Raw genomic sequence first — 17,309 nt, 5'->3', positions numbered from 1 at the left:
GACGTCCGCTGTTACAGGGCGGTTGCACGTAAACACTTGCCAGGGTTGCAATGATGGCACTCGACGGTTGCTCCTTGTCTGTACGTGTGGTGGCGCCTGCCGCGTGGCAGACGGTTGCACGCTCAATAAAGAAAAGGCCGCCCGTCGCCTACCGGCACCCTTCACAGTGTGTTTTCCCGGAAGACAAAACCGATGGCACGGCCCTTGCTCTGAGTACCGGGCTGAGAAGTTGTAGTGCCAACCAAAAAAACTCTAGGAGCACCACCTCATGTCGCAGACGTTTTACAAGAAAGGTTTCCTGGCTCTGGCCGTTGCTACGGCACTGGGTGTTTCTTCGTATGTTCAGGCCGACGTCAAGATCGGTGTAGCGGGCCCCATGACCGGGGCAAACGCAGCGTTTGGCGAGCAGTACATGAAAGGTGCGCAGGCAGCGGCCGACAAGATCAACGCCGCTGGTGGCGTGAATGGCGAGAAAATCGTCCTGGTCAAAGGCGATGACGCCTGTGAGCCGAAGCAAGCCGTGGCCGTGGCCAACCGCCTGGTCGATCAGGACAAGGTGATTGGCGTGGTGGGCCACTTCTGCTCTTCCAACACGATCCCGGCCTCCGAGGTATATGACGAGGCGGGCGTGATCGCCATCACCCCAGGCTCCACCAACCCAGCGGTCACTGAGCGCGGCCTGAGCGCCATGTTCCGCATGTGCGGCCGTGATGACCAGCAGGGGATCGTCGCTGGCGACTACATCGTCGACGTGCTCAAGGGCAAGAAGGTCGCGGTGTTGCACGACAAGGACACCTACGGCCAGGGCCTGGCTGACGCGACCAAGGCACAGCTGAAGAAACGCGGCGTGGAGCCTGTGCTGTACGAAGGCTTGACCCGTGGCGAGAAAGACTTCAGCGCGGTGGTCACCAAGATCCGCTCTACCGGTGCCGACGTGGTCTACTTCGGCGGCCTGCACCCGGAAGCCGGCCCGCTGGTACGCCAGCTGCGCGAGCAGGGCCTGAAAGACGTCAAGTTCATGTCCGATGATGGCATCGTCACCGACGAACTGGTGTCCACCGCCGGCGGCGCGCAGTACGTCGATGGCGTGTACATGACCTTCGGCGCCGACCCGCGCCTGCTGCCAGACAGCAAGGCGGTGGTGGAGGAGTTCCGCAAGGCTGGCACTGAACCTGAGGGCTACACCTTGTACGCCTACGCTTCGCTGCAGGCCCTGGCTGCCGCGTTCAATGGCGCGAAGTCGAACAAGGGCGAAGACGCTGCCAAGTGGCTCAAGGCCAACCCGGTGCAGACCGTCATGGGTGAGAAGAAGTGGGACAGCAAGGGCGACCTGACCGTCTCCGACTACGTGGTCTACCAGTGGGACAAGACCGGTAAATACCACCAGCTGGAAAAACAAAAATAACAACGGCCCGCGGCCCGGGCGGTTGCTCGGGCCCAAGCCCCGCGGTACCTGTCTTTATTCGTAGATCTGCACAGTTCTGCGCTGCGAGGGCCCCGCACAGGTGGCCCGCGCCGTGGTCGGCGCTCGTGCAATCTCAATCAGGTGAGATTGCGTTATGGATGGTATTTTCCTGCAGCAACTGGTCAACGGCCTGACCCTCGGGTCGGTCTATGGCCTGATCGCCATCGGCTACACAATGGTCTATGGCATTATCGGCATGATCAACTTCGCGCACGGCGAGGTGTACATGATCTCCGCTTACCTCGCGGCGATCAGCCTGGCATTGCTGGCTTACTTCGGTGTCGAATCGTTCCCCCTGCTGATGCTGGGCACCTTGTTGTTCACCATCGTCGTCACCGGCGTTTATGGTTTCACCATCGAGCGCATCGCCTACAAACCGCTGCGTAACTCCACCCGCCTGGCACCGCTGATCAGTGCCATCGGCATTTCGCTGATCCTGCAGAACTACGCACAGATCAGCCAGGGCGCCCGCCAGCAAGGCGTGCCAACCCTGCTGGAAGGCGCCATGCGTGTCGAAGTCGGAACCGGCTTCGTGCAACTGACTTATACCAAGATCTTCATCCTGGTGGCGGCCTTCGTCGGCATGGGCCTGCTGACCTACGTGATCAAGTACACCAAGCTCGGCCGCATGTGCCGTGCTACCCAGCAAGACCGCAAGATGGCCTCGATCCTGGGTATCAACACCGACCGGGTAATCTCCTACGTGTTCGTCATCGGTGCGGTGATGGCCGCCCTGGCCGGCGTGCTCATCACCATGAACTACGGCACCTTCGACTTCTACGCCGGCTTCATCATCGGTATCAAGGCGTTCACTGCCGCAGTGCTCGGGGGTATCGGCTCGCTGCCGGGTGCCATGCTCGGCGGGATCATCCTGGGAATTTCCGAGTCGCTGTTCTCAGGCCTGATCAACTCCGACTACAAGGATGTGTTCAGCTTCTCGCTGCTGGTGATGATCCTTATCTTCCGCCCACAAGGCCTGCTGGGTCGCCCGCTCGTGGCTAAGGTGTGAACATGTCCGTTGCCAAAACTGCCTCTATTAGCGAAACCAAAGGTTTCGACCTTAAACGCAGCCTGCTGGAGACCATTGTCGCTGGCCTGCTGGCACTTATCGTGTTTGGTCCGGTCGTTGGTGTGGTGCTCGACGGCTACACCTTCAATGCCGAGCCGCGCCGCGTGGCCTGGCTGGTCGGCGGTGTGATGGTGGGGCGCTTCCTGCTCAGCCTGTTCCTGCAGACTGCCCCCGGGCAGCGCATGCTCCAGGGCTTCGACAGCGGTGGCTCGGGCGTGCATGTGACCGCACCGGACTACAAGTCGCGCCTGCGTTACATCATCCCCGCGCTGATCGTGATTGCCATCGTTTTCCCGATCTTCGCCAACAAGTACCTGCTGACCGTGGTCATCCTCGGCCTGATCTACGTATTGCTGGGCCTTGGCCTGAACATCGTGGTCGGCCTGGCCGGCCTGCTCGACCTCGGTTACGTGGCGTTCTATGCCATCGGTGCCTACGGTCTGGCGCTGGGTTACCAGTACCTGGGGCTGGGCTTCTGGAGCGTGCTGCCGCTGGCGGCCATCGCTGCGGCGCTGGCGGGGTGCATCCTCGGCTTCCCGGTGTTGCGCATGCACGGTGACTACCTGGCGATCGTGACGCTGGGCTTTGGCGAGATCATTCGCCTGGTGCTGAACAACTGGCTATCGTTCACCGGTGGCCCCAACGGCATGCCGGCACCTTCACCCACCTTCTTCGGCCTTGAGTTCGGCCGCCGGGCCAAGGATGGCGGGGTGCCGATCCACGAGTTCTTCGGCTTCGAGTACAACGCCAGCCTCAAGTTCGTGTTCATCTACGCGGTGCTGTTCATGGTCGTGCTGGCAGTGCTGTACATCAAGCATCGCCTGACTCGCATGCCGGTCGGCCGGGCCTGGGAAGCGCTGCGCGAAGACGAGATCGCCTGCCGCTCGATGGGCCTGAACCACGTGCTGGTCAAGCTGTCGGCCTTTACCCTGGGCGCCTCGACTGCCGGTCTGGCGGGGGTGTTCTTCGCCACCTACCAGGGCTTCGTCAACCCGTCGTCATTCACATTCTTCGAGTCGGCGCTGATCCTCGCCATCGTCGTGCTGGGTGGCATGGGCTCGACCGTGGGTGTGGTCATCGCGGCGTTCGTGCTGACCGTGGCGCCGGAACTGCTGCGCAGCTTCTCCGAATACCGGGTGCTGCTGTTCGGCGTGCTGATGGTGCTGATGATGATCTGGCGACCGCGTGGGCTGATCCGCATCAGCCGTACCGGTGTGACCCCGCGTAAAGGAGTGGCGCCATGAGCGACGATATCATTCTCTCGGTCGACAACCTGATGATGCAGTTCGGTGGCATCAAGGCGCTCAGCGACGTCAGCCTGAAGGTCCGGCGCAACCAGATCTTTGCCCTGATCGGCCCCAACGGCGCCGGCAAGACCACGGTGTTCAACTGCCTGACCGGCTTTTACAAGGCCAGTGGCGGACGTATCGAACTGAACGTGCGCGGCAGCCACACCAACGTCATCCAGCTGCTCGGCGAACGCTTCCAGGCGGCCGACTTCGTGTCGCCTGCGCGCTTTGCCAACCGTATGTACTACAAGATGTTCGGCGGTACCCACCTGGTCAATCGCGCCGGCCTGGCGCGCACCTTCCAGAACATTCGCCTGTTCAAGGAAATGTCGGTGGTGGAGAACCTGCTGGTGGCCCAGCACATGTGGGTCAACCGCAACTTGCTGGCCGGGGTGCTCAACACCAAGGCCTACCGCAAGGCCGAAAGCGATGCGCTGGACCACGCCTTCTACTGGCTGGAAGTGGTCGACCTGGTCGATTGCGCCAACCGCCTGGCCGGCGAGCTGTCGTACGGCCAGCAGCGGCGCCTGGAAATCGCCCGGGCCATGTGCACGCGGCCGAAGATCATCTGCCTGGACGAACCGGCGGCGGGCCTTAACCCGCAGGAAACCGAGGCACTCAGCCGCATGATCCGTGTGCTGCGTGACGAGCACGACATCACTGTGGTGCTGATCGAGCACGACATGGGCATGGTCATGAGCATCTCCGACCATATCGTGGTGCTGGACCACGGCAACGTGATTGCCGAAGGTGCGCCGCAGGACATCCGCCACAACCCGACGGTGATTGCCGCCTACCTGGGTGCAGACGAAGAGGAACTGGTATGAGTGCACCCATTCTCGAGCTGAAAGACCTGGACGTGTTCTATGGGCCGATCCAGGCGCTGAAGAAAGTCTCGATGCACATCAACGAGGGCGAGACGGTAAGCCTGATCGGCGCCAACGGTGCCGGCAAGTCGACCCTGCTGATGTCGATTTTCGGCCAGCCGCGGGCGGCATCCGGGCATATCGTGTACCGCGGCACCGACATCACCCGCAAATCCTCGCACTACATCGCCTCCAACGGCATTGCCCAGTCGCCGGAGGGGCGCCGGGTGTTTCCCGACATGACCGTCGAGGAAAACCTGATGATGGGTACCATCCCCATCGGCGACAAGCATGCCGACGAAGACATGCAGCGTATGTACGAGCTGTTCCCGCGGTTGAAGGAGCGGCGTAACCAGCGGGCCATGACCATGTCCGGTGGCGAGCAGCAAATGCTGGCGATTGCCCGGGCGCTGATGAGCCGGCCGAAGTTGCTGTTGCTGGACGAGCCCTCGCTGGGGCTGGCGCCGATCGTGGTCAAGCAGATCTTCTCGACTTTGCGAGAGCTGGCCAAGACCGGGATGACCATCTTCCTGGTGGAGCAGAACGCCAACCATGCGCTGAAACTGTCGGACCGGGCCTATGTGATGGTCAACGGGCAGATTCGCATGACCGGGACCGGGCAGGAACTGTTGGTCAATGAGGAAGTGCGTAACGCTTATCTGGGCGGGCACTGAGTTGTATGCAGGGGGCTGCAATGCAGCCCCCTTCTCAATGTGGAAAACTTGTCGTTCCCTTCTCCCGAAACACACCCATATTCCTTCGCAAGCCATTGTTTCCACAGGCCAACTCTTTTCCACGGATAGTGTGGAGCCGCCTGTGGAAAACATGGTGGCATATCGCTCAAGGCCTTGAGTATCAAGCCCTGTAGCGATTTGATCATTTTTTGTTCATATCCCCGTTGTGGATGATTTTCCCAAGCTTTCAAAATCTCTGCGTGCGCTTCAAGTGCAGTGCCAATCCTGTGGATAACTCTGTGTAAAAACGTTGGACAGACCGCTGCAGGCGGCATGTTTGAAAGCCTTGCGCCATCATCGCCAAGATATCCACCGACCACAACCTGCTGAAAGGGTTCCGTGCAGTGGACAAGTTGCCCCCAATCCGTGGGGAAAGCCTTGTGGATAACATGCGCATACCTGGCGGCGAGCCCTCTGCTGCAAGGGTTTCACGAGTATGAACAAAAAATGAACAGCCCCTGAGTGGCTTGCTGCCTGCGCCGTGCGCGGGCATGCTGCAAAGCTGCCATGACAACCTACCGTGAGGAACACAGCATGACGTCCACCGTATTCATCACTGGCGCGACTTCCGGTTTCGGCGAGGCCACCGCCCGCCGCTTCGCAGAAGCCGGCTGGAAGCTGGTACTCACTGGGCGCCGCAAAGAGCGCCTGGATGCCCTGTGCGCTGAACTGTCGGCCAAGACCGAAGTGCATGGCCTGGTGCTGGACGTGCGTGACCGCAAGGCCATGGAGCAGGCTATTGCCAATCTGCCGGCCGGCTTTGAAAAGATTCGCGGTCTGGTCAACAACGCCGGCTTGGCGCTGGGTGTGGATGCTGCGCAGAACTGCAGCCTGGACGACTGGGAAACCATGGTCGACACCAACATCAAGGGCCTGATGTACACCACTCGCCTGCTGCTGCCACGGCTCATCGCCCATGGCCGCGGCGCGTCGATCCTGAACGTCGGGTCGGTGGCGGGCAACTATCCGTACCCGGGCAGCAACGTGTATGGCGGCACCAAGGCCTTCGTCGGCCAGTTCTCGCTGAGCCTGCGTTGCGACCTGCGCGGTACCGGCGTGCGTGTGAGCAACATCGAGCCGGGCCTGTGCGAGAGCGAGTTCTCGCTGGTGCGCTTCGGGGGTGACCAGGCCAAGTACGATGCTACCTACGCGGGTGCGGAGCCGATCCAGCCACAGGATATTGCCGAGACCATCTTCTGGATCCTCAACCAGCCGGCGCACATCAATATCAACAGCCTTGAACTGATGCCGGTGAGCCAGGACTGGGCAGGGTTCTCGATCGACCGATCAAAAGGCTAAGCACGAGGCGCGAACCGGAAAGATCCGGTTCGCGAAGCAACCGCATCGCTCAGTTGATATAGTAAAAGCCGGTTCTTTCTTTAGGGATGATGCCTAACGCTTGAAGGACATCGTTGATGGCGTCATGCCGGCCCATGTCCTCGGCCGTTGCTTTGCAATTGATGACACGGCGCAGGCTTAGCAGGTAGCTGAGTTTGCCATGGGAGTGCTCGTCATAGCGGTGGCCGTGATCGATTATCTTCTGTGCTGCTCGGTTGATCTGCTCTTCGACAAATGCCTTGAAGGCTTCTGCTTCCATGTTGGTAACTCCTGAACGTTCGAGAAAGGAGCACCAACATAGGCGTGGGGAGATGCTTCCGGCAGAGGGAAACGCTCACCCCTGACAGGTTCGTTGTATGGACAGTCAGAAGTTCGCCTGATTCAGCCCTTCCAGGCAGGTAGCCAAGTGATAAGGCGTGGTCGATGGCATGTCATCCCTGCTCACCGCGCCGTCACCCCCTCGGCACTCATACCAGCCGGCGTCACGCAGGAACCGCGCTGAAAGGGCAACTAATTGCCCCGCGAGCTTTGCTTCACTGCCTTCACGCAATGTAAGCGCCCGCAGGTACTCGGCCTGCGCCCAGATACGCTGGGAGGCATCAAGCACCCGGCCATCCACATTCAGCATGGCCAGTACGGCCGCATCCTTCACCCCGAATTGCTCGGCAAAGCCGAAGGCCCGGTCTATCGACGCATGCAGCGGCGTGTCACGCAGCAGCGGGGAGGTATGCAGCAGATAGAACCACTCGAACTGGTGCCCAGGCTCGAACCAGTTATCCACAGCCCCGCGTGGCTTTTCCAGCATCAGGCCATGGGCCGGTTCAATGAAATGCGCCTCGAGCGCCTGACACAATTGCAGCAGCGACTGGCGGACATGTTCGTCGCCACGCACAGCCATTACTTGCAGAAACGCTTCGGCCAGGTGCATCTGCGGGTTTTGCAGCGGGCCACTGCCGAGGTCGGCCCAGTCTTCGCCCAGGCAGGCTTCGTACAGGCCATCGTCACGGGCGAACTGCTGGTCGATGATGTCCAGCGCGGCATTCAACGTGGACTCCACCAGGTTTTCGCGCACTTTGCCCCAGTAGTGCGCGCAGGCGAACACGATGAAGGCGTGGGTATACAGGTCCTTGCGCCGGTCCAGCGGCTTGCCGTGGGCGTCGATGCTGTAGAACCAGCCCCCGTGCTCGGCATCGTGGAAGTGCTTTTGCAGCGAGCGAAACAGGGCTGCGGCGCGTTCGGCGGCGCCCGGTTGGCCGATACGGCTGCTGAACACGTACAGCTGGCGTGCACAGGCCATGGCCCGGTAGCGCTGCACCGGCAACGGTTGGTGCTGGGCGTCCAGCGCTTCGTAGGGCAGGGCCATGTCGGCGTTCCAGCCCGGGCCTTGCCACAGCGGCACGATGCGTTCGGCGAAGTGCTGGTTGAAGCGGGCCAGTTCGGGCAGGGTGGGGCGGGGGTCGGACATTTGGGCGCTCGTCGCTGTCGGGCAGGGCGCCATGGTAGCAGAAGTGGGGTTTTCAGTAGCCTGGGTTGCCGAGCCCCTGCCAATGCCGCGCCCCGACAAAGATGAAGCGCAATTGCTGGGTGATCTTTTCCTGCGGCGTCAGGGCCTGTGGATAACCCGCTTCCGGGTTGTCGATAAGCTCGGGCAGGGTGGCGAACACGGTCTTCACCACCAGGTCGGCCATCACCGCAAGCGCGGCGCTGTCCAGGTGTTGCCAGCGCTTCATGCGCGCAAGGTCGGTGGCAAGGTCGTCACTGATATCCTGGCGCAGGCGGGCAATGGCCTGGCGCACGGCCTGTGCGCCGCCGTACTGCTCGCGGGCCAGGAACAGGAACTGCGCGCGGTGGGCGGCTACCACGTCGAGGAAGATGCGCACCGAGGCGTCGGTGATGCCGCCCAGTTCGAATTCGTTCTGGCGCACCAGGCGGATGGTCTGGCGGAAGGTGGTGTCGATTTCGGCGACAAGTGCCAGGCCCAGGGCGTCCATGTCGGAGAAATGCCGATAGAAGCCGGTCGGCACGATGCCAGCCGTCTTCGCCACCTCGCGCAGGCTGATACTGCCGAAACCACGGCCACTCTCCATGAGCAGGCAGGCGGCATCGAGCAGGGCCTGGCGGGTCTGTAGCTTCTGTTCGGCGCGCGGCAGCATGGTGCGGGCTTCTGTAACGGTCAGGCTGGGCACTCTAGATAAAAAAACAAAGCCCGGTCAATGGACCGGGCCTGGAGGGGAGCAAGCGTTGTGACAGAAGTTGTTCTTTTCGGCCATGGCGATCAGCTCACACGGCTGAGTTCAACCAGGCGATCCGAGCCACCTTCAGCGACACGGCCAGCTTGTTCGATCAGACGATCGGAGCCGCCTTCGGCAACACGGCCAGCTTGTTCGATCAGACGATCGGAGCCGCCTTCGGCAACACGGCCAGCTTGTTCGATCAGGCGATCCGAGCCGCCTTCTGCGACACGGCCAGCTTGTTCGATCAGGCGGTCCGAGCCACCTTCGGCGACACGGCCAGTACGTTCGATCAGGCGGTCCGAGCCACCTTCGGCGACACGGCCAGTACGTTCGATCAGTCGATCGGAACCACCTTCAGCTACGGTTTTCAGCGGCTGGGCAATTTCGGCTGCGCTGGAGCGCGCTTCGGATGTCAGGTGTTGCTCGGACGCAGGCAAGGCGAAAGCGTTGGCGGCCAGAAGGGACAGGGTCAGGGTCAGCAGATGGCGTTTCATGATTTCGGTGCTCCTCTCGGGGGCTGGAAAGTGGGTACGGAGCCAATGCTACGCCGCGTAACGCCAGAGAGAAGTTCATATGGGTAATGGTAACAATCGACCATATTGATAGAGGTTGGAAAGGCCTCTATTCCGGACATTACAGGCGTTCTGGAAGCCCCATGGCTTTGTTGGCGGTGGGTAACAGGTACGTCCTGGTGCGCCAAAATCCTGAGCAAAGGGCCAGGAAAAACTTCGCTATCATGGCGCCATTGATAAAACCTCACGGGTTTTCATCAGTCGGAGTTATTGAGGCCATCGCTGCGCCTGTTTTCTGTCATGCCGCAAGGAGAATTACGCAATGACGCGTCCCGCCAGAATCCTCGTCTGGACCCTCGCCAGCCTGCTTACCGTGCTGGCGATCCTGGTGGTAGTGATTGCCACCTTCGACTGGAACCGCGTCAAGCCACTGCTCAATGAGAAGGTCTCCGAAGCCTTGCATCGGCCCTTCGCGATCAACGGCAACCTCGCCGTGCACTGGCGTACCGAGCCCGAAGAGGGCGGGTGGCGTGCCTGGGTGCCTTGGCCGCACTTCATTGCCGAAGACCTGACGCTGGGCAACCCCGAGTGGCTCAAGGAGCCGAAGATGGTCGGCCTTGAGCGTGTGGAGTTTCGCCTGGCGCCGCTGCCGCTGGTGTTCCAGCAGATCAGCATACCCCGCATCAACCTCACCAAGCCCACTGCCAGCCTCACTCGCCTGGCCGATGGCCGCGCCAACTGGGTCTTCGACTTCGGCCCCAAGGATGAAAACGCCGAACCTTCCAAATGGCAGCTGGACATCGGCGCCATCGGCTTTGACCAGGGCAACGTCAGCTTCGACGACCAGACCCTGAAAACCCGCATGAAGGTGCAGATCGACCCGCTTGGCAAGCCAATCCCGTTCAGTGAGATTGTCGGCAAGACCAGCGCCGAGAAGGCCGGCGGTGCGCAGGACTATGCCTTCGGCCTCAAGGCCCAGGGCCGCTACAAAGGCCAGCCAGTGTCCGGCACCGGCAAGATCGGTGGCCTGCTGGCCCTGCAGGACGCCAGCCAGCCGTTCCCGCTGCAGGCCGACGTGCGCATCGCCGACACCCATGTGGTGCTCGCCGGCACCCTCACCGACCCGCGCAACCTTGGTGCCCTCGACCTGCGCCTGCGTTTGTCGGGTGCCAGCCTGGGCAACCTCTACCCATTGACCGGCGTCACCTTGCCTGACACCCCGGCCTATTCCACCGACGGCCACCTACGCGCCAACCTGCAGGCGGCGCAAGGGGCGTCGTTCAATTACCAGGGCTTCAACGGCAAGATCGGCGACAGCGATATACATGGGGACCTGGCCTTCGTTGCCAGCCAGCCACGGCCCAGACTGTCCGGCAACCTGGTATCGAACCAGTTGCTGTTCAAGGACCTGGCGCCGCTGATCGGTGCCGACTCCAATGCCGAACAGAAGGCCCGTGGCGGTGCCAGCAAGCAGCCTGCAGGCAAGGTGCTGCCAGTGGAGGCGTTTCGCACCGAGCGTTGGCGGGCAATGGACGCTGATGTCACCTTTGCTGGCAAGCGCATCGTGCACAGCGCGCAACTGCCGTTCACTGACCTGTCGGCCCATGTGGTTCTCGAAGACGGCCTGTTGCGCCTGGAGCCCCTGCGCTTTGGCGTGGCCGGCGGCAGCCTTGCCTCCAACATCCGCCTGGACGGGCGCAGCGTGCCCTTGCAGGGGCGCGCGAAGTTGACTGCGCGGGGCTTCAAGCTCAAGCAACTGTTCCCCACCTTTGCGCCAATGCAGACCAGCTTTGGTGAGCTCAATGGCGACGCCGACATCAGCGGCCGTGGCAACTCGGTAGCCGCCTTGCTGGGTACCGCCAATGGCGACCTGCGCATGCTGATCAACGATGGCGCCATCAGCCGTAGCCTGATGGAAATCGCCGGGTTGAACGTGGGCAACTATGTGGTCGGCAAGCTGTTTGGTGATGAGGACGTGAAGATCAACTGTGCGGCAGCCGATGTAGGCATCAAGGATGGCCTGGCGACTACGCGGCTGTTCATCTTCGATACCGAGAACGCGATCATCTACATCGACGGCACGGCGAATTTCGCTTCCGAGCAACTGGATTTGAACATCACCCCGGAATCGAAAGGGCTGCGGTTGTTCTCGCTGCGTTCCCCCCTGTATGTGCGCGGACCGTTCGCCAAGCCGAACGCCGGTGTGCAGGCATTGCCGCTGGCGTTGCGTGGCGCAGGAATGGTTGCGCTGGGGGTGGTGGCAGGGCCGGCGGCGGGGTTGCTGGCGCTGATTGCGCCCAGCAGCGGGGATGACCCGAACCAGTGCACACCGTTGTTGCAGCAGATGAAGGCAGGCAAGGCGCCGACGGCGGTGAAAGCACGGAAATAGCAAGGGGCCGCAAAAGCGGCCCCTTGAGGGTGTCAGAAATCAAAGGCCTTGCAACAGGTCGGACATATCGTCCGCGTGCTCCTCTTCCTGCGCCAGGATGTCTTCGAAGATACGACGGGTAGTCGGGTCTTTATCCCCGATGTACTGAATGATCTCGCGGTAGCTGTCGATGGCAATGCGCTCTGCCACCAGGTCTTCCAGCACCATCTCTTTCAGCGAATTGCCGGCCACGTACTGGGCATGCGAGTGCTTGGTCAGGTTGTCGGGGTTGAAGTCCGGCTCCCCGCCCAGTTGCACGATGCGTTCGGCCAGCTTGTCGGCATGTTCGGCTTCCTGGTTGGCATGTTCCAGAAACTCCTCGGCAGCCACACTGGCTTTGATGCCGCTGGCCATGAAGTAGTGGCGCTTGTAGCGCAGCACACAGACCAGCTCGGTGGCCAGCGATTCATTAAGCAGGCGCAGGATCTGTTCACGGTCGGCGTGGTAACCCTCGGTCACTGCGCCTTGCTCCACATGCTGGCGTGCACGCTCGCGCAGGGTTTTCACATCGGTCAGCTCAACATTGCTCATGGTTATCTCCAGCAGGGGTCAGGGTCGGGTCGGAACACAGGCTTACGCGCCATGCAGGGCGTCACTGTCCTCTTGGCGTTGCTTGCAGGTCTTGAAGCCTTTGGCATCCACATGGCCGGTGGCATCGAAGCGCACGTAATAGGGCTGCTGCTTGCCGTCGTGGTTGAGGATGTAGTCGTTGCAGGTGCCCCCGTGCGGCAGGTCGATCACGCTCGACGGGCTGCCGCCAATGGCGATGACCTTCTGCATGGTCATACCGTTCTCCACCTGCTTGACCAGCGGCTCATCGCGGTAGGTGACGTAATCCACCGGGTTTTCCGGGCGGCTGCCGCAGGCGGCCAGGGTGGCGCTTGCCAGAAGGATTGCCAGGGTCTGCTTGTACATGGTCCCGCTCCTTGCAAAGGGTCTGTGTGGTTTTGAACCACAGCGCGCGCCAGGAGTTCGATTGCGATGGTCATCATGGCCGCTGTAGTGTTGGCCCGTCGTACACGCAAAGGAGCTGCGGCAATGCAGCAGGATTTGGCCACGCGATACCCGCTGGTGCTGGTGCCGGGCATGCTCGGGTTTGTCCGGATGGTGCTCTACCCCTACTGGTTCGGCATTGTGCCGGCCTTGCGCAAGGGCGGGGCGCAGGTGTTTCCGGTGCAGGTTTCGCCGCTGCATTCCAGCGAGGTACGCGGCGAGCAGTTGCTGGCGATCATCGAAGATATCTGCCAACGTACCGGCGTCGACAAGGTCAACCTCATCGGCCACAGCCAGGGCGCACTGAGCGCGCGTTACGCAGCGGCCAAACGGCCGGGGCGGGTGGCGTCGGTCACCTCGGTGGCGGGGCCCAACCATGGCTCCGAGCTGGCCGACCACCTGGAACGCACGGCACCGGGCGATTCACCCCAGGGGCGCATCCTCAAGGCCGTGCTGCATGGGTTTGCCGTGCTGCTGGTGTGGCTGGAAACCGGCTGGCGTCGCGACCCGCTGCCGGTAGATGTGCACGCCTCGCACCAGTCGCTGACCAGCGCCGGGGTGGCACTGTTCAACCAGGCTTATCCACAGGGCCTGCCGCAAACCTGGGGTGGGGAAGGGGCCTATGAGGTCAATGGCGTACGCTATTACTCCTGGTCCGGCACCTTGCAACCCGGCCTGACAGACCAGGGGCGCAACCGCTTCGACGGCAGCAGCCGCTTCTGCCGCCTGTTCGCACGCAGTTTCATCAAGGAAAAGGGCCATTGCGACGGCATGGTCGGGCGTTTCAGTTCGCACCTGGGGCAGGTGATCGGCGACGATTACCCGCTCGATCACCTGGACATCGTCAACCAGTCGCTCGGTGCCGTGGGCAAAGGCGCGGAGCCTGTGCGGCTATTCACCGAACATGCCGCCCGGCTCAAGGCGGCGGGGCTTTAGCTCAAGTGCCTTGGCGGCGGATCGGCGTGGTCCAGCGTTCGGCCAGCACTACGCCGGCCAGGGTCAGCAAGCCGCCGACCAGGTGGTAACCGGCCAGTTGTTCGTCGAGCACCACGGCGGCGATCAGCGCGGTGACCAGCGGCAGCAAGTTGAAGAACAGTGTGGTGCGGCTGGGCCCCAGGCGGTGCACGGCCTGCATCCACACCAGCGGCGCGATCATCGAAGCCAGTACGCAGGCATACAGGACCAGGCCGATGTTGTGGCTGTTCAGGCCGGTCTTGTCTGACAGCAGGAACAGCGGTAGCAACACGACGATGGCCACCAGCACCTGAAGGTACAGCAGCTGCATCGGCGGCAGGCGCAGCTGCCATTTCTTCAGCAGGAAGCTGTACAGCGCATAGGCCAATGTAGCCACCAGCATCAACAGGTCGCCGCTGTTCAGCCCTTGCTGAAGCAGGCTGGCGGGGTGGCCGGCACTGACCACTTCAAGCACGCCGAAGAATGACACCACCGCGCCCAGCAGGGCACCGTAGCTCAGGCGCTGGCCAAGCCAGGCGATGGACAGCGCCAGTGACATCAGCGGCATCAGCGAGAGGATGATGCCCATGTTGGTGGCACTGGTGATGCCGGCGGCGAAGTAGGCCAGGCTCTGGTACATCGCCATGCCCAGCACGCCGAGCACGAACACCTTGGCCAGGTGCGGGCGGATGGCTGCACGGTTGCGCCACACGGCGGGCAGCAGGAACGGCGTGAACAGCAAGGCGGCCAGCAACCAGCGGTAGAAGCCGATCTCCGCAGGGTGGATGGCACCGGCGGACATCTTGGTGACCACGGTGTTGCCGGCCCAGATGAGGATGGCGGTGAGGGGGAACAGGTAGTTCATGCAGCAGGGTACTCGCTGGGGGCTGGAATGGGGCTGCTTTGCAGCCCTTCGCGGGTGAACCCGCTCCTACGGGGGATACACAGGCCTGGAGGCTGGCGCAGATCCTGTGGGAGCGGCGAGCCCGCGAAGGCCTGCAAGGCAGGTCCCCGATAGGCCTGTATTATCGAATGTCTGTCTACAAGCCTATACTTCTATCCAGACAACCGACCCTGCAAAGCAGACAGCATGCCGCGTAAATACCTCGATATCCCCCAGTTCACCCAACTGCCGGCCCCGGTGTACTTCCGCCACGACGAGTTCGTTGCCGACACCCACAGCGCCGTGCATCAACACGCCTGGGGCCAGCTGAACTACACCGCCCACGGCGTGATGCAATTGGATGTGGCCGGCCAGCGCTTCCTGTCGCCGCCGCACTACGCCGTCTGGGTGCCGCCCGACACCGAGCACGGCTGCTACAACCCCCAGGCCATCGTCTACCGTTCTATCTATCTCGACCGCAGCCTGTGCGCAGCGCTGCCACCGCACCCGTGCAGCCTGATGATCAGTGACATCCTCAAGGCCATCCTCGGTGACTTCGCCCGGCGCAATCTCAAGGTGGCCGAGGACGAGCGTGACCAGCGCCTGGTACAGGTACTGCTTGACCAGTTGCTGCTGGCGCCCACCTTGGCCTGCTACCTGCCGTTTGCCCACAGCGATGGCTTGCGCCAGGTGCTCGACGCGCTCAGCGCCGAGCCGGGGGACAACCGCCCGCTGGCCGACTGGGCCGCACGCGTACACGTCAGCGAACGCACCCTGGCCCGCCAGTTTCTGCGCGAGCTGGGCATCAGCTTTGGCGAATGGCGCCTGCGCCTGCGTTTTCTGCGTGCCATCGAAGCGCTGGAAGCCGGCCTGCCGATTCAGGCCATTGCCTTCGACCTTGGCTACAGCAGCGCTTCGGCGTTCATCGCCATGTTCCAGCGCCAGGCCCGGTGTACGCCCGAGCAGTACCGCCGGCAGGCGCGGGCGGGGCGCTGAACATTCTTGGCTACACTCAGCTCGATCCCCGTGCATCGGGCGCGGAGCCAAGGAGACCACTCCATGAAAGTGCTGCAAATCCCGTTACTGGCGCTGGCGGTGTTGTTCAGTGCCCAAGGTTTCGCTGCCAATACCGCGCAGCAGGAAAAGATGAAAACCTGCAACGCCGACGCCACCGCCAAGGCCCTCAAGGGCGATGAACGCAAAGCGTTCATGAGCACCTGCCTGAAAAAGGATGTGCCCCAAACCCAGCAAGAGAAAATGAAGACCTGCAATGCTGACGCCACCACCAAAGCCCTGAAGGGGGACGAGCGCAAGGCCTTCATGAGCGATTGCCTGAAGAAGAAATGACCTGCGCCTATGCCTGCGCCGCCAAGGCTGGCAGACTGCGGCATTCCCGCTGTCTGCCGTCGAGGCTGTATGACCTTTACCCCCCGTCAGATCACCCTGGCCAGCCTGATCATCGTCATGGCCGGGTTGCTGCTGGCTTTGCCCCTGAAGTTGCTGCCCAGCCTGCTGGCCGGTCTGCTGGTGTTCGAACTGGTCAACATGCTGACCCCGCGCCTGCAACCGCTGCTTGCTGGCCAACGCGCGCGCTGGCTGGCCGTGGCGTTGCTCGGCACGCTGGTGGTCAGCACCCTGACACTGCTGATTGCCGGTGCCTTCAGCTTCCTGCTGCACGAGGCGGAAAACCCCGGCGCCTCGTTGGACAAGTTCATGGCCTTGGTCGAGCGAGCCCGCAGCCAGTTGCCCCCTTTCATCGAGGGCTATCTGCCTGCCAGTGCCGCAGAGTTCAAGGTGGCCATCGGCGACTGGATCAAGAGCCACCTGAGCGATTTGCAGCTGGTGGGCAAGGGCATGGCGCACATGTTCGTGACGATGCTCATCGGCATGATCCTCGGCGCCATCATCGCTTTGCAGCGCATTCCCGATATTTCCCGGCGCAAGCCCCTGGCGGCGGCGCTGTTCGAACGTCTTAGCCTGCTGGTGAAAGCGTTTCGCAACATCGTGTTCGCGCAAATCAAGATCTCGCTGCTCAACACGATCTTCACCGGCATTTTCCTGGCTGTGGTGATGCCACTGTTCGACGTACACCTGCCGCTGACCAAGACGCTGATCGTGCTGACCTTCCTGCTGGGCTTGCTGCCGGTGATCGGCAACCTGATGTCCAACACCTTGATCACCATCGTCGGCCTGTCGCTGTCGATCTGGGTGGCGGCAGCGGCGCTGGGTTACCTGGTCGTCATCCACAAGATCGAGTATTTCCTCAACGCGCGGATCGTGGGTGGGCAGATCAGTGCCAAGGCGTGGGAATTGCTGCTGGCGATGCTGGTATTCGAGGCGGCGTTCGGGCTGCCTGGTGTCGTGGCGGGGCCCATCTACTATGCCTATCTGAAGAGTGAGCTGAAGCGGGCGGAGCTGGTCTGATCATGTAGTGGCCTGTACCGGCCCTTTCGCGGGTAAACCCGCTCCTACAGGGGCCTGCGGCCAATCACCGATGTGTGTCCACCCCCGATCGGGCGTAGGAGCGGGTTTACCCGCGAATAC

18 protein-coding genes are annotated in these 17,309 nt (G+C 62.1%); 11 read left to right on the top strand and 7 right to left on the bottom strand.

What is annotated here, in order from left to right; translation table 11 throughout:
- Nucleotides 1–268: 268 nt before the first annotated feature.
- From N5D53_RS12190 to N5D53_RS12165, 6 genes are all read left to right on the top strand, one after another.
- On the top strand, nucleotides 269–1,405 hold the full coding sequence (locus tag N5D53_RS12190; RefSeq protein WP_014860425.1) for a branched-chain amino acid ABC transporter substrate-binding protein: 1,137 nt from the start codon (nucleotides 269–271) through the stop codon (nucleotides 1,403–1,405).
- A 154-nt stretch (nucleotides 1,406–1,559) separates the two neighbouring features.
- Nucleotides 1,560–2,474, top strand: a complete 915-nt coding sequence (locus tag N5D53_RS12185) for a branched-chain amino acid ABC transporter permease (protein ID WP_014592581.1) — start codon at nucleotides 1,560–1,562, stop codon at nucleotides 2,472–2,474.
- Between the two features lie 2 nt (nucleotides 2,475–2,476).
- Complete coding sequence (livM, locus tag N5D53_RS12180; protein WP_104962639.1) at nucleotides 2,477–3,778, top strand: high-affinity branched-chain amino acid ABC transporter permease LivM; 1,302 nt, start codon at nucleotides 2,477–2,479, stop codon at nucleotides 3,776–3,778.
- On the top strand, nucleotides 3,775–4,650 hold the full coding sequence (locus N5D53_RS12175) for an ATP-binding cassette domain-containing protein (protein WP_010955466.1): 876 nt from the start codon (nucleotides 3,775–3,777) through the stop codon (nucleotides 4,648–4,650). Before livM ends, N5D53_RS12175 begins: the two co-directional genes overlap by 4 nt.
- Nucleotides 4,647–5,363, top strand: coding sequence for an ABC transporter ATP-binding protein (locus N5D53_RS12170; RefSeq protein WP_004576969.1), 717 nt, complete (start codon nucleotides 4,647–4,649; stop codon nucleotides 5,361–5,363). Before N5D53_RS12175 ends, N5D53_RS12170 begins: the two co-directional genes overlap by 4 nt.
- 594 nt (nucleotides 5,364–5,957) lie before the next feature.
- Nucleotides 5,958–6,722 (top strand): SDR family oxidoreductase, encoded by a 765-nt coding sequence (locus N5D53_RS12165; protein ID WP_003249597.1) that lies wholly within the window; start codon nucleotides 5,958–5,960, stop codon nucleotides 6,720–6,722.
- Nucleotides 6,723–6,771: 49 nt separating this feature from the next.
- Here N5D53_RS12165 and N5D53_RS12160 read toward each other — a convergent pair whose 3' ends face one another.
- The 4 genes from N5D53_RS12160 to N5D53_RS12145 all read right to left on the bottom strand — a co-directional run bounded on the left by N5D53_RS12160 (nucleotide 6,772) and on the right by N5D53_RS12145 (nucleotide 9,489).
- Complete coding sequence (locus N5D53_RS12160) at nucleotides 6,772–7,020, bottom strand: hypothetical protein (RefSeq protein ID WP_064492504.1); 249 nt, start codon at nucleotides 7,018–7,020, stop codon at nucleotides 6,772–6,774.
- Nucleotides 7,021–7,125: 105 nt separating this feature from the next.
- Entirely contained in the window at nucleotides 7,126–8,226 is a 1,101-nt protein-coding gene (locus N5D53_RS12155; RefSeq protein ID WP_104962638.1) for an AGE family epimerase/isomerase, read from the bottom strand.
- A gap of 52 nt (nucleotides 8,227–8,278) precedes the next feature.
- Nucleotides 8,279–8,914 (bottom strand): TetR family transcriptional regulator, encoded by a 636-nt coding sequence (locus tag N5D53_RS12150; RefSeq protein WP_003249603.1) that lies wholly within the window; start codon nucleotides 8,912–8,914, stop codon nucleotides 8,279–8,281.
- A 122-nt stretch (nucleotides 8,915–9,036) separates the two neighbouring features.
- Nucleotides 9,037–9,489, bottom strand: a complete 453-nt coding sequence (locus tag N5D53_RS12145) for a phage infection protein (protein ID WP_279840366.1) — start codon at nucleotides 9,487–9,489, stop codon at nucleotides 9,037–9,039.
- Between the two features lie 340 nt (nucleotides 9,490–9,829).
- On the opposite strand from N5D53_RS12145, the gene N5D53_RS12140 reads away from it, so the two are divergent.
- The gene (locus tag N5D53_RS12140) at nucleotides 9,830–11,896 is read left to right on the top strand and encodes an AsmA family protein (protein WP_190869902.1); all 2,067 of its coding nucleotides are present in this window, start codon (nucleotides 9,830–9,832) and stop codon (nucleotides 11,894–11,896) included.
- A 39-nt stretch (nucleotides 11,897–11,935) separates the two neighbouring features.
- On the opposite strand, the gene N5D53_RS12135 is transcribed toward N5D53_RS12140, so the two are convergent.
- Nucleotides 11,936–12,466 (bottom strand): ferritin-like domain-containing protein, encoded by a 531-nt coding sequence (locus N5D53_RS12135; protein ID WP_004576962.1) that lies wholly within the window; start codon nucleotides 12,464–12,466, stop codon nucleotides 11,936–11,938.
- Between the two features lie 42 nt (nucleotides 12,467–12,508).
- Complete coding sequence (gene osmE / locus N5D53_RS12130; RefSeq protein ID WP_003249613.1) at nucleotides 12,509–12,850, bottom strand: osmotically-inducible lipoprotein OsmE; 342 nt, start codon at nucleotides 12,848–12,850, stop codon at nucleotides 12,509–12,511.
- A gap of 123 nt (nucleotides 12,851–12,973) precedes the next feature.
- Here osmE and N5D53_RS12125 point away from each other — a divergent pair, with 123 nt between their 5' ends.
- A complete protein-coding gene (locus N5D53_RS12125; RefSeq protein WP_020192926.1) occupies nucleotides 12,974–13,864 on the top strand; it encodes a triacylglycerol lipase in 891 nt (296 codons plus the stop codon).
- Nucleotide 13,865: 1 nt separating this feature from the next.
- On the opposite strand, the gene N5D53_RS12120 is transcribed toward N5D53_RS12125, so the two are convergent.
- The gene (locus tag N5D53_RS12120) at nucleotides 13,866–14,747 is read right to left on the bottom strand and encodes a DMT family transporter (protein WP_104962634.1); all 882 of its coding nucleotides are present in this window, start codon (nucleotides 14,745–14,747) and stop codon (nucleotides 13,866–13,868) included.
- Between the two features lie 225 nt (nucleotides 14,748–14,972).
- Between N5D53_RS12120 and N5D53_RS12115 the strand changes: the two genes are divergently transcribed.
- From N5D53_RS12115 to N5D53_RS12105, 3 genes are all read left to right on the top strand, one after another.
- Nucleotides 14,973–15,761: a helix-turn-helix transcriptional regulator gene (locus N5D53_RS12115; protein WP_064492499.1), complete on the top strand. Its 789-nt coding sequence runs from the start codon at nucleotides 14,973–14,975 to the stop codon at nucleotides 15,759–15,761.
- 63 nt (nucleotides 15,762–15,824) lie between these two features.
- Nucleotides 15,825–16,112 carry a PsiF family protein gene (locus N5D53_RS12110; RefSeq protein WP_014592571.1) on the top strand — a complete coding sequence of 96 codons (288 nt, stop codon included), beginning with the start codon at nucleotides 15,825–15,827 and terminating at the stop codon, nucleotides 16,110–16,112.
- Between the two features lie 69 nt (nucleotides 16,113–16,181).
- Nucleotides 16,182–17,189 (top strand): membrane protein, encoded by a 1,008-nt coding sequence (locus tag N5D53_RS12105; RefSeq protein ID WP_014592570.1) that lies wholly within the window; start codon nucleotides 16,182–16,184, stop codon nucleotides 17,187–17,189.
- Nucleotides 17,190–17,309: the final 120 nt, after the last annotated feature.

Source organism: Pseudomonas sp. GD03862, from assembly GCF_029840855.1.
Lineage (GTDB): Bacteria > Pseudomonadota > Gammaproteobacteria > Pseudomonadales > Pseudomonadaceae > Aquipseudomonas > Aquipseudomonas alloputida.
Note: the sequence above shows the minus strand (reverse complement) of the source record. Positions and strands in the feature narration are given on the sequence as shown.

Coding starts and splice junctions, on each gene's coding strand:
- N5D53_RS12190 (WP_014860425.1), top strand. CDS start 269: ATGTCGCAGACGTTTTACAAGAAAGGTTTCCTGGCTCTGGCCGTTGCT.
- N5D53_RS12185 (WP_014592581.1), top strand. CDS start 1,560: ATGGATGGTATTTTCCTGCAGCAACTGGTCAACGGCCTGACCCTCGGG.
- livM (WP_104962639.1), top strand. CDS start 2,477: ATGTCCGTTGCCAAAACTGCCTCTATTAGCGAAACCAAAGGTTTCGAC.
- N5D53_RS12175 (WP_010955466.1), top strand. CDS start 3,775: ATGAGCGACGATATCATTCTCTCGGTCGACAACCTGATGATGCAGTTC.
- N5D53_RS12170 (WP_004576969.1), top strand. CDS start 4,647: ATGAGTGCACCCATTCTCGAGCTGAAAGACCTGGACGTGTTCTATGGG.
- N5D53_RS12165 (WP_003249597.1), top strand. CDS start 5,958: ATGACGTCCACCGTATTCATCACTGGCGCGACTTCCGGTTTCGGCGAG.
- N5D53_RS12160 (WP_064492504.1), bottom strand. CDS start 7,020: ATGGAAGCAGAAGCCTTCAAGGCATTTGTCGAAGAGCAGATCAACCGA.
- N5D53_RS12155 (WP_104962638.1), bottom strand. CDS start 8,226: ATGTCCGACCCCCGCCCCACCCTGCCCGAACTGGCCCGCTTCAACCAG.
- N5D53_RS12150 (WP_003249603.1), bottom strand. CDS start 8,914: ATGCTGCCGCGCGCCGAACAGAAGCTACAGACCCGCCAGGCCCTGCTC.
- N5D53_RS12145 (WP_279840366.1), bottom strand. CDS start 9,489: ATGAAACGCCATCTGCTGACCCTGACCCTGTCCCTTCTGGCCGCCAAC.
- N5D53_RS12140 (WP_190869902.1), top strand. CDS start 9,830: ATGACGCGTCCCGCCAGAATCCTCGTCTGGACCCTCGCCAGCCTGCTT.
- N5D53_RS12135 (WP_004576962.1), bottom strand. CDS start 12,466: ATGAGCAATGTTGAGCTGACCGATGTGAAAACCCTGCGCGAGCGTGCA.
- osmE (WP_003249613.1), bottom strand. CDS start 12,850: ATGTACAAGCAGACCCTGGCAATCCTTCTGGCAAGCGCCACCCTGGCC.
- N5D53_RS12125 (WP_020192926.1), top strand. CDS start 12,974: ATGCAGCAGGATTTGGCCACGCGATACCCGCTGGTGCTGGTGCCGGGC.
- N5D53_RS12120 (WP_104962634.1), bottom strand. CDS start 14,747: ATGAACTACCTGTTCCCCCTCACCGCCATCCTCATCTGGGCCGGCAAC.
- N5D53_RS12115 (WP_064492499.1), top strand. CDS start 14,973: ATGCCGCGTAAATACCTCGATATCCCCCAGTTCACCCAACTGCCGGCC.
- N5D53_RS12110 (WP_014592571.1), top strand. CDS start 15,825: ATGAAAGTGCTGCAAATCCCGTTACTGGCGCTGGCGGTGTTGTTCAGT.
- N5D53_RS12105 (WP_014592570.1), top strand. CDS start 16,182: ATGACCTTTACCCCCCGTCAGATCACCCTGGCCAGCCTGATCATCGTC.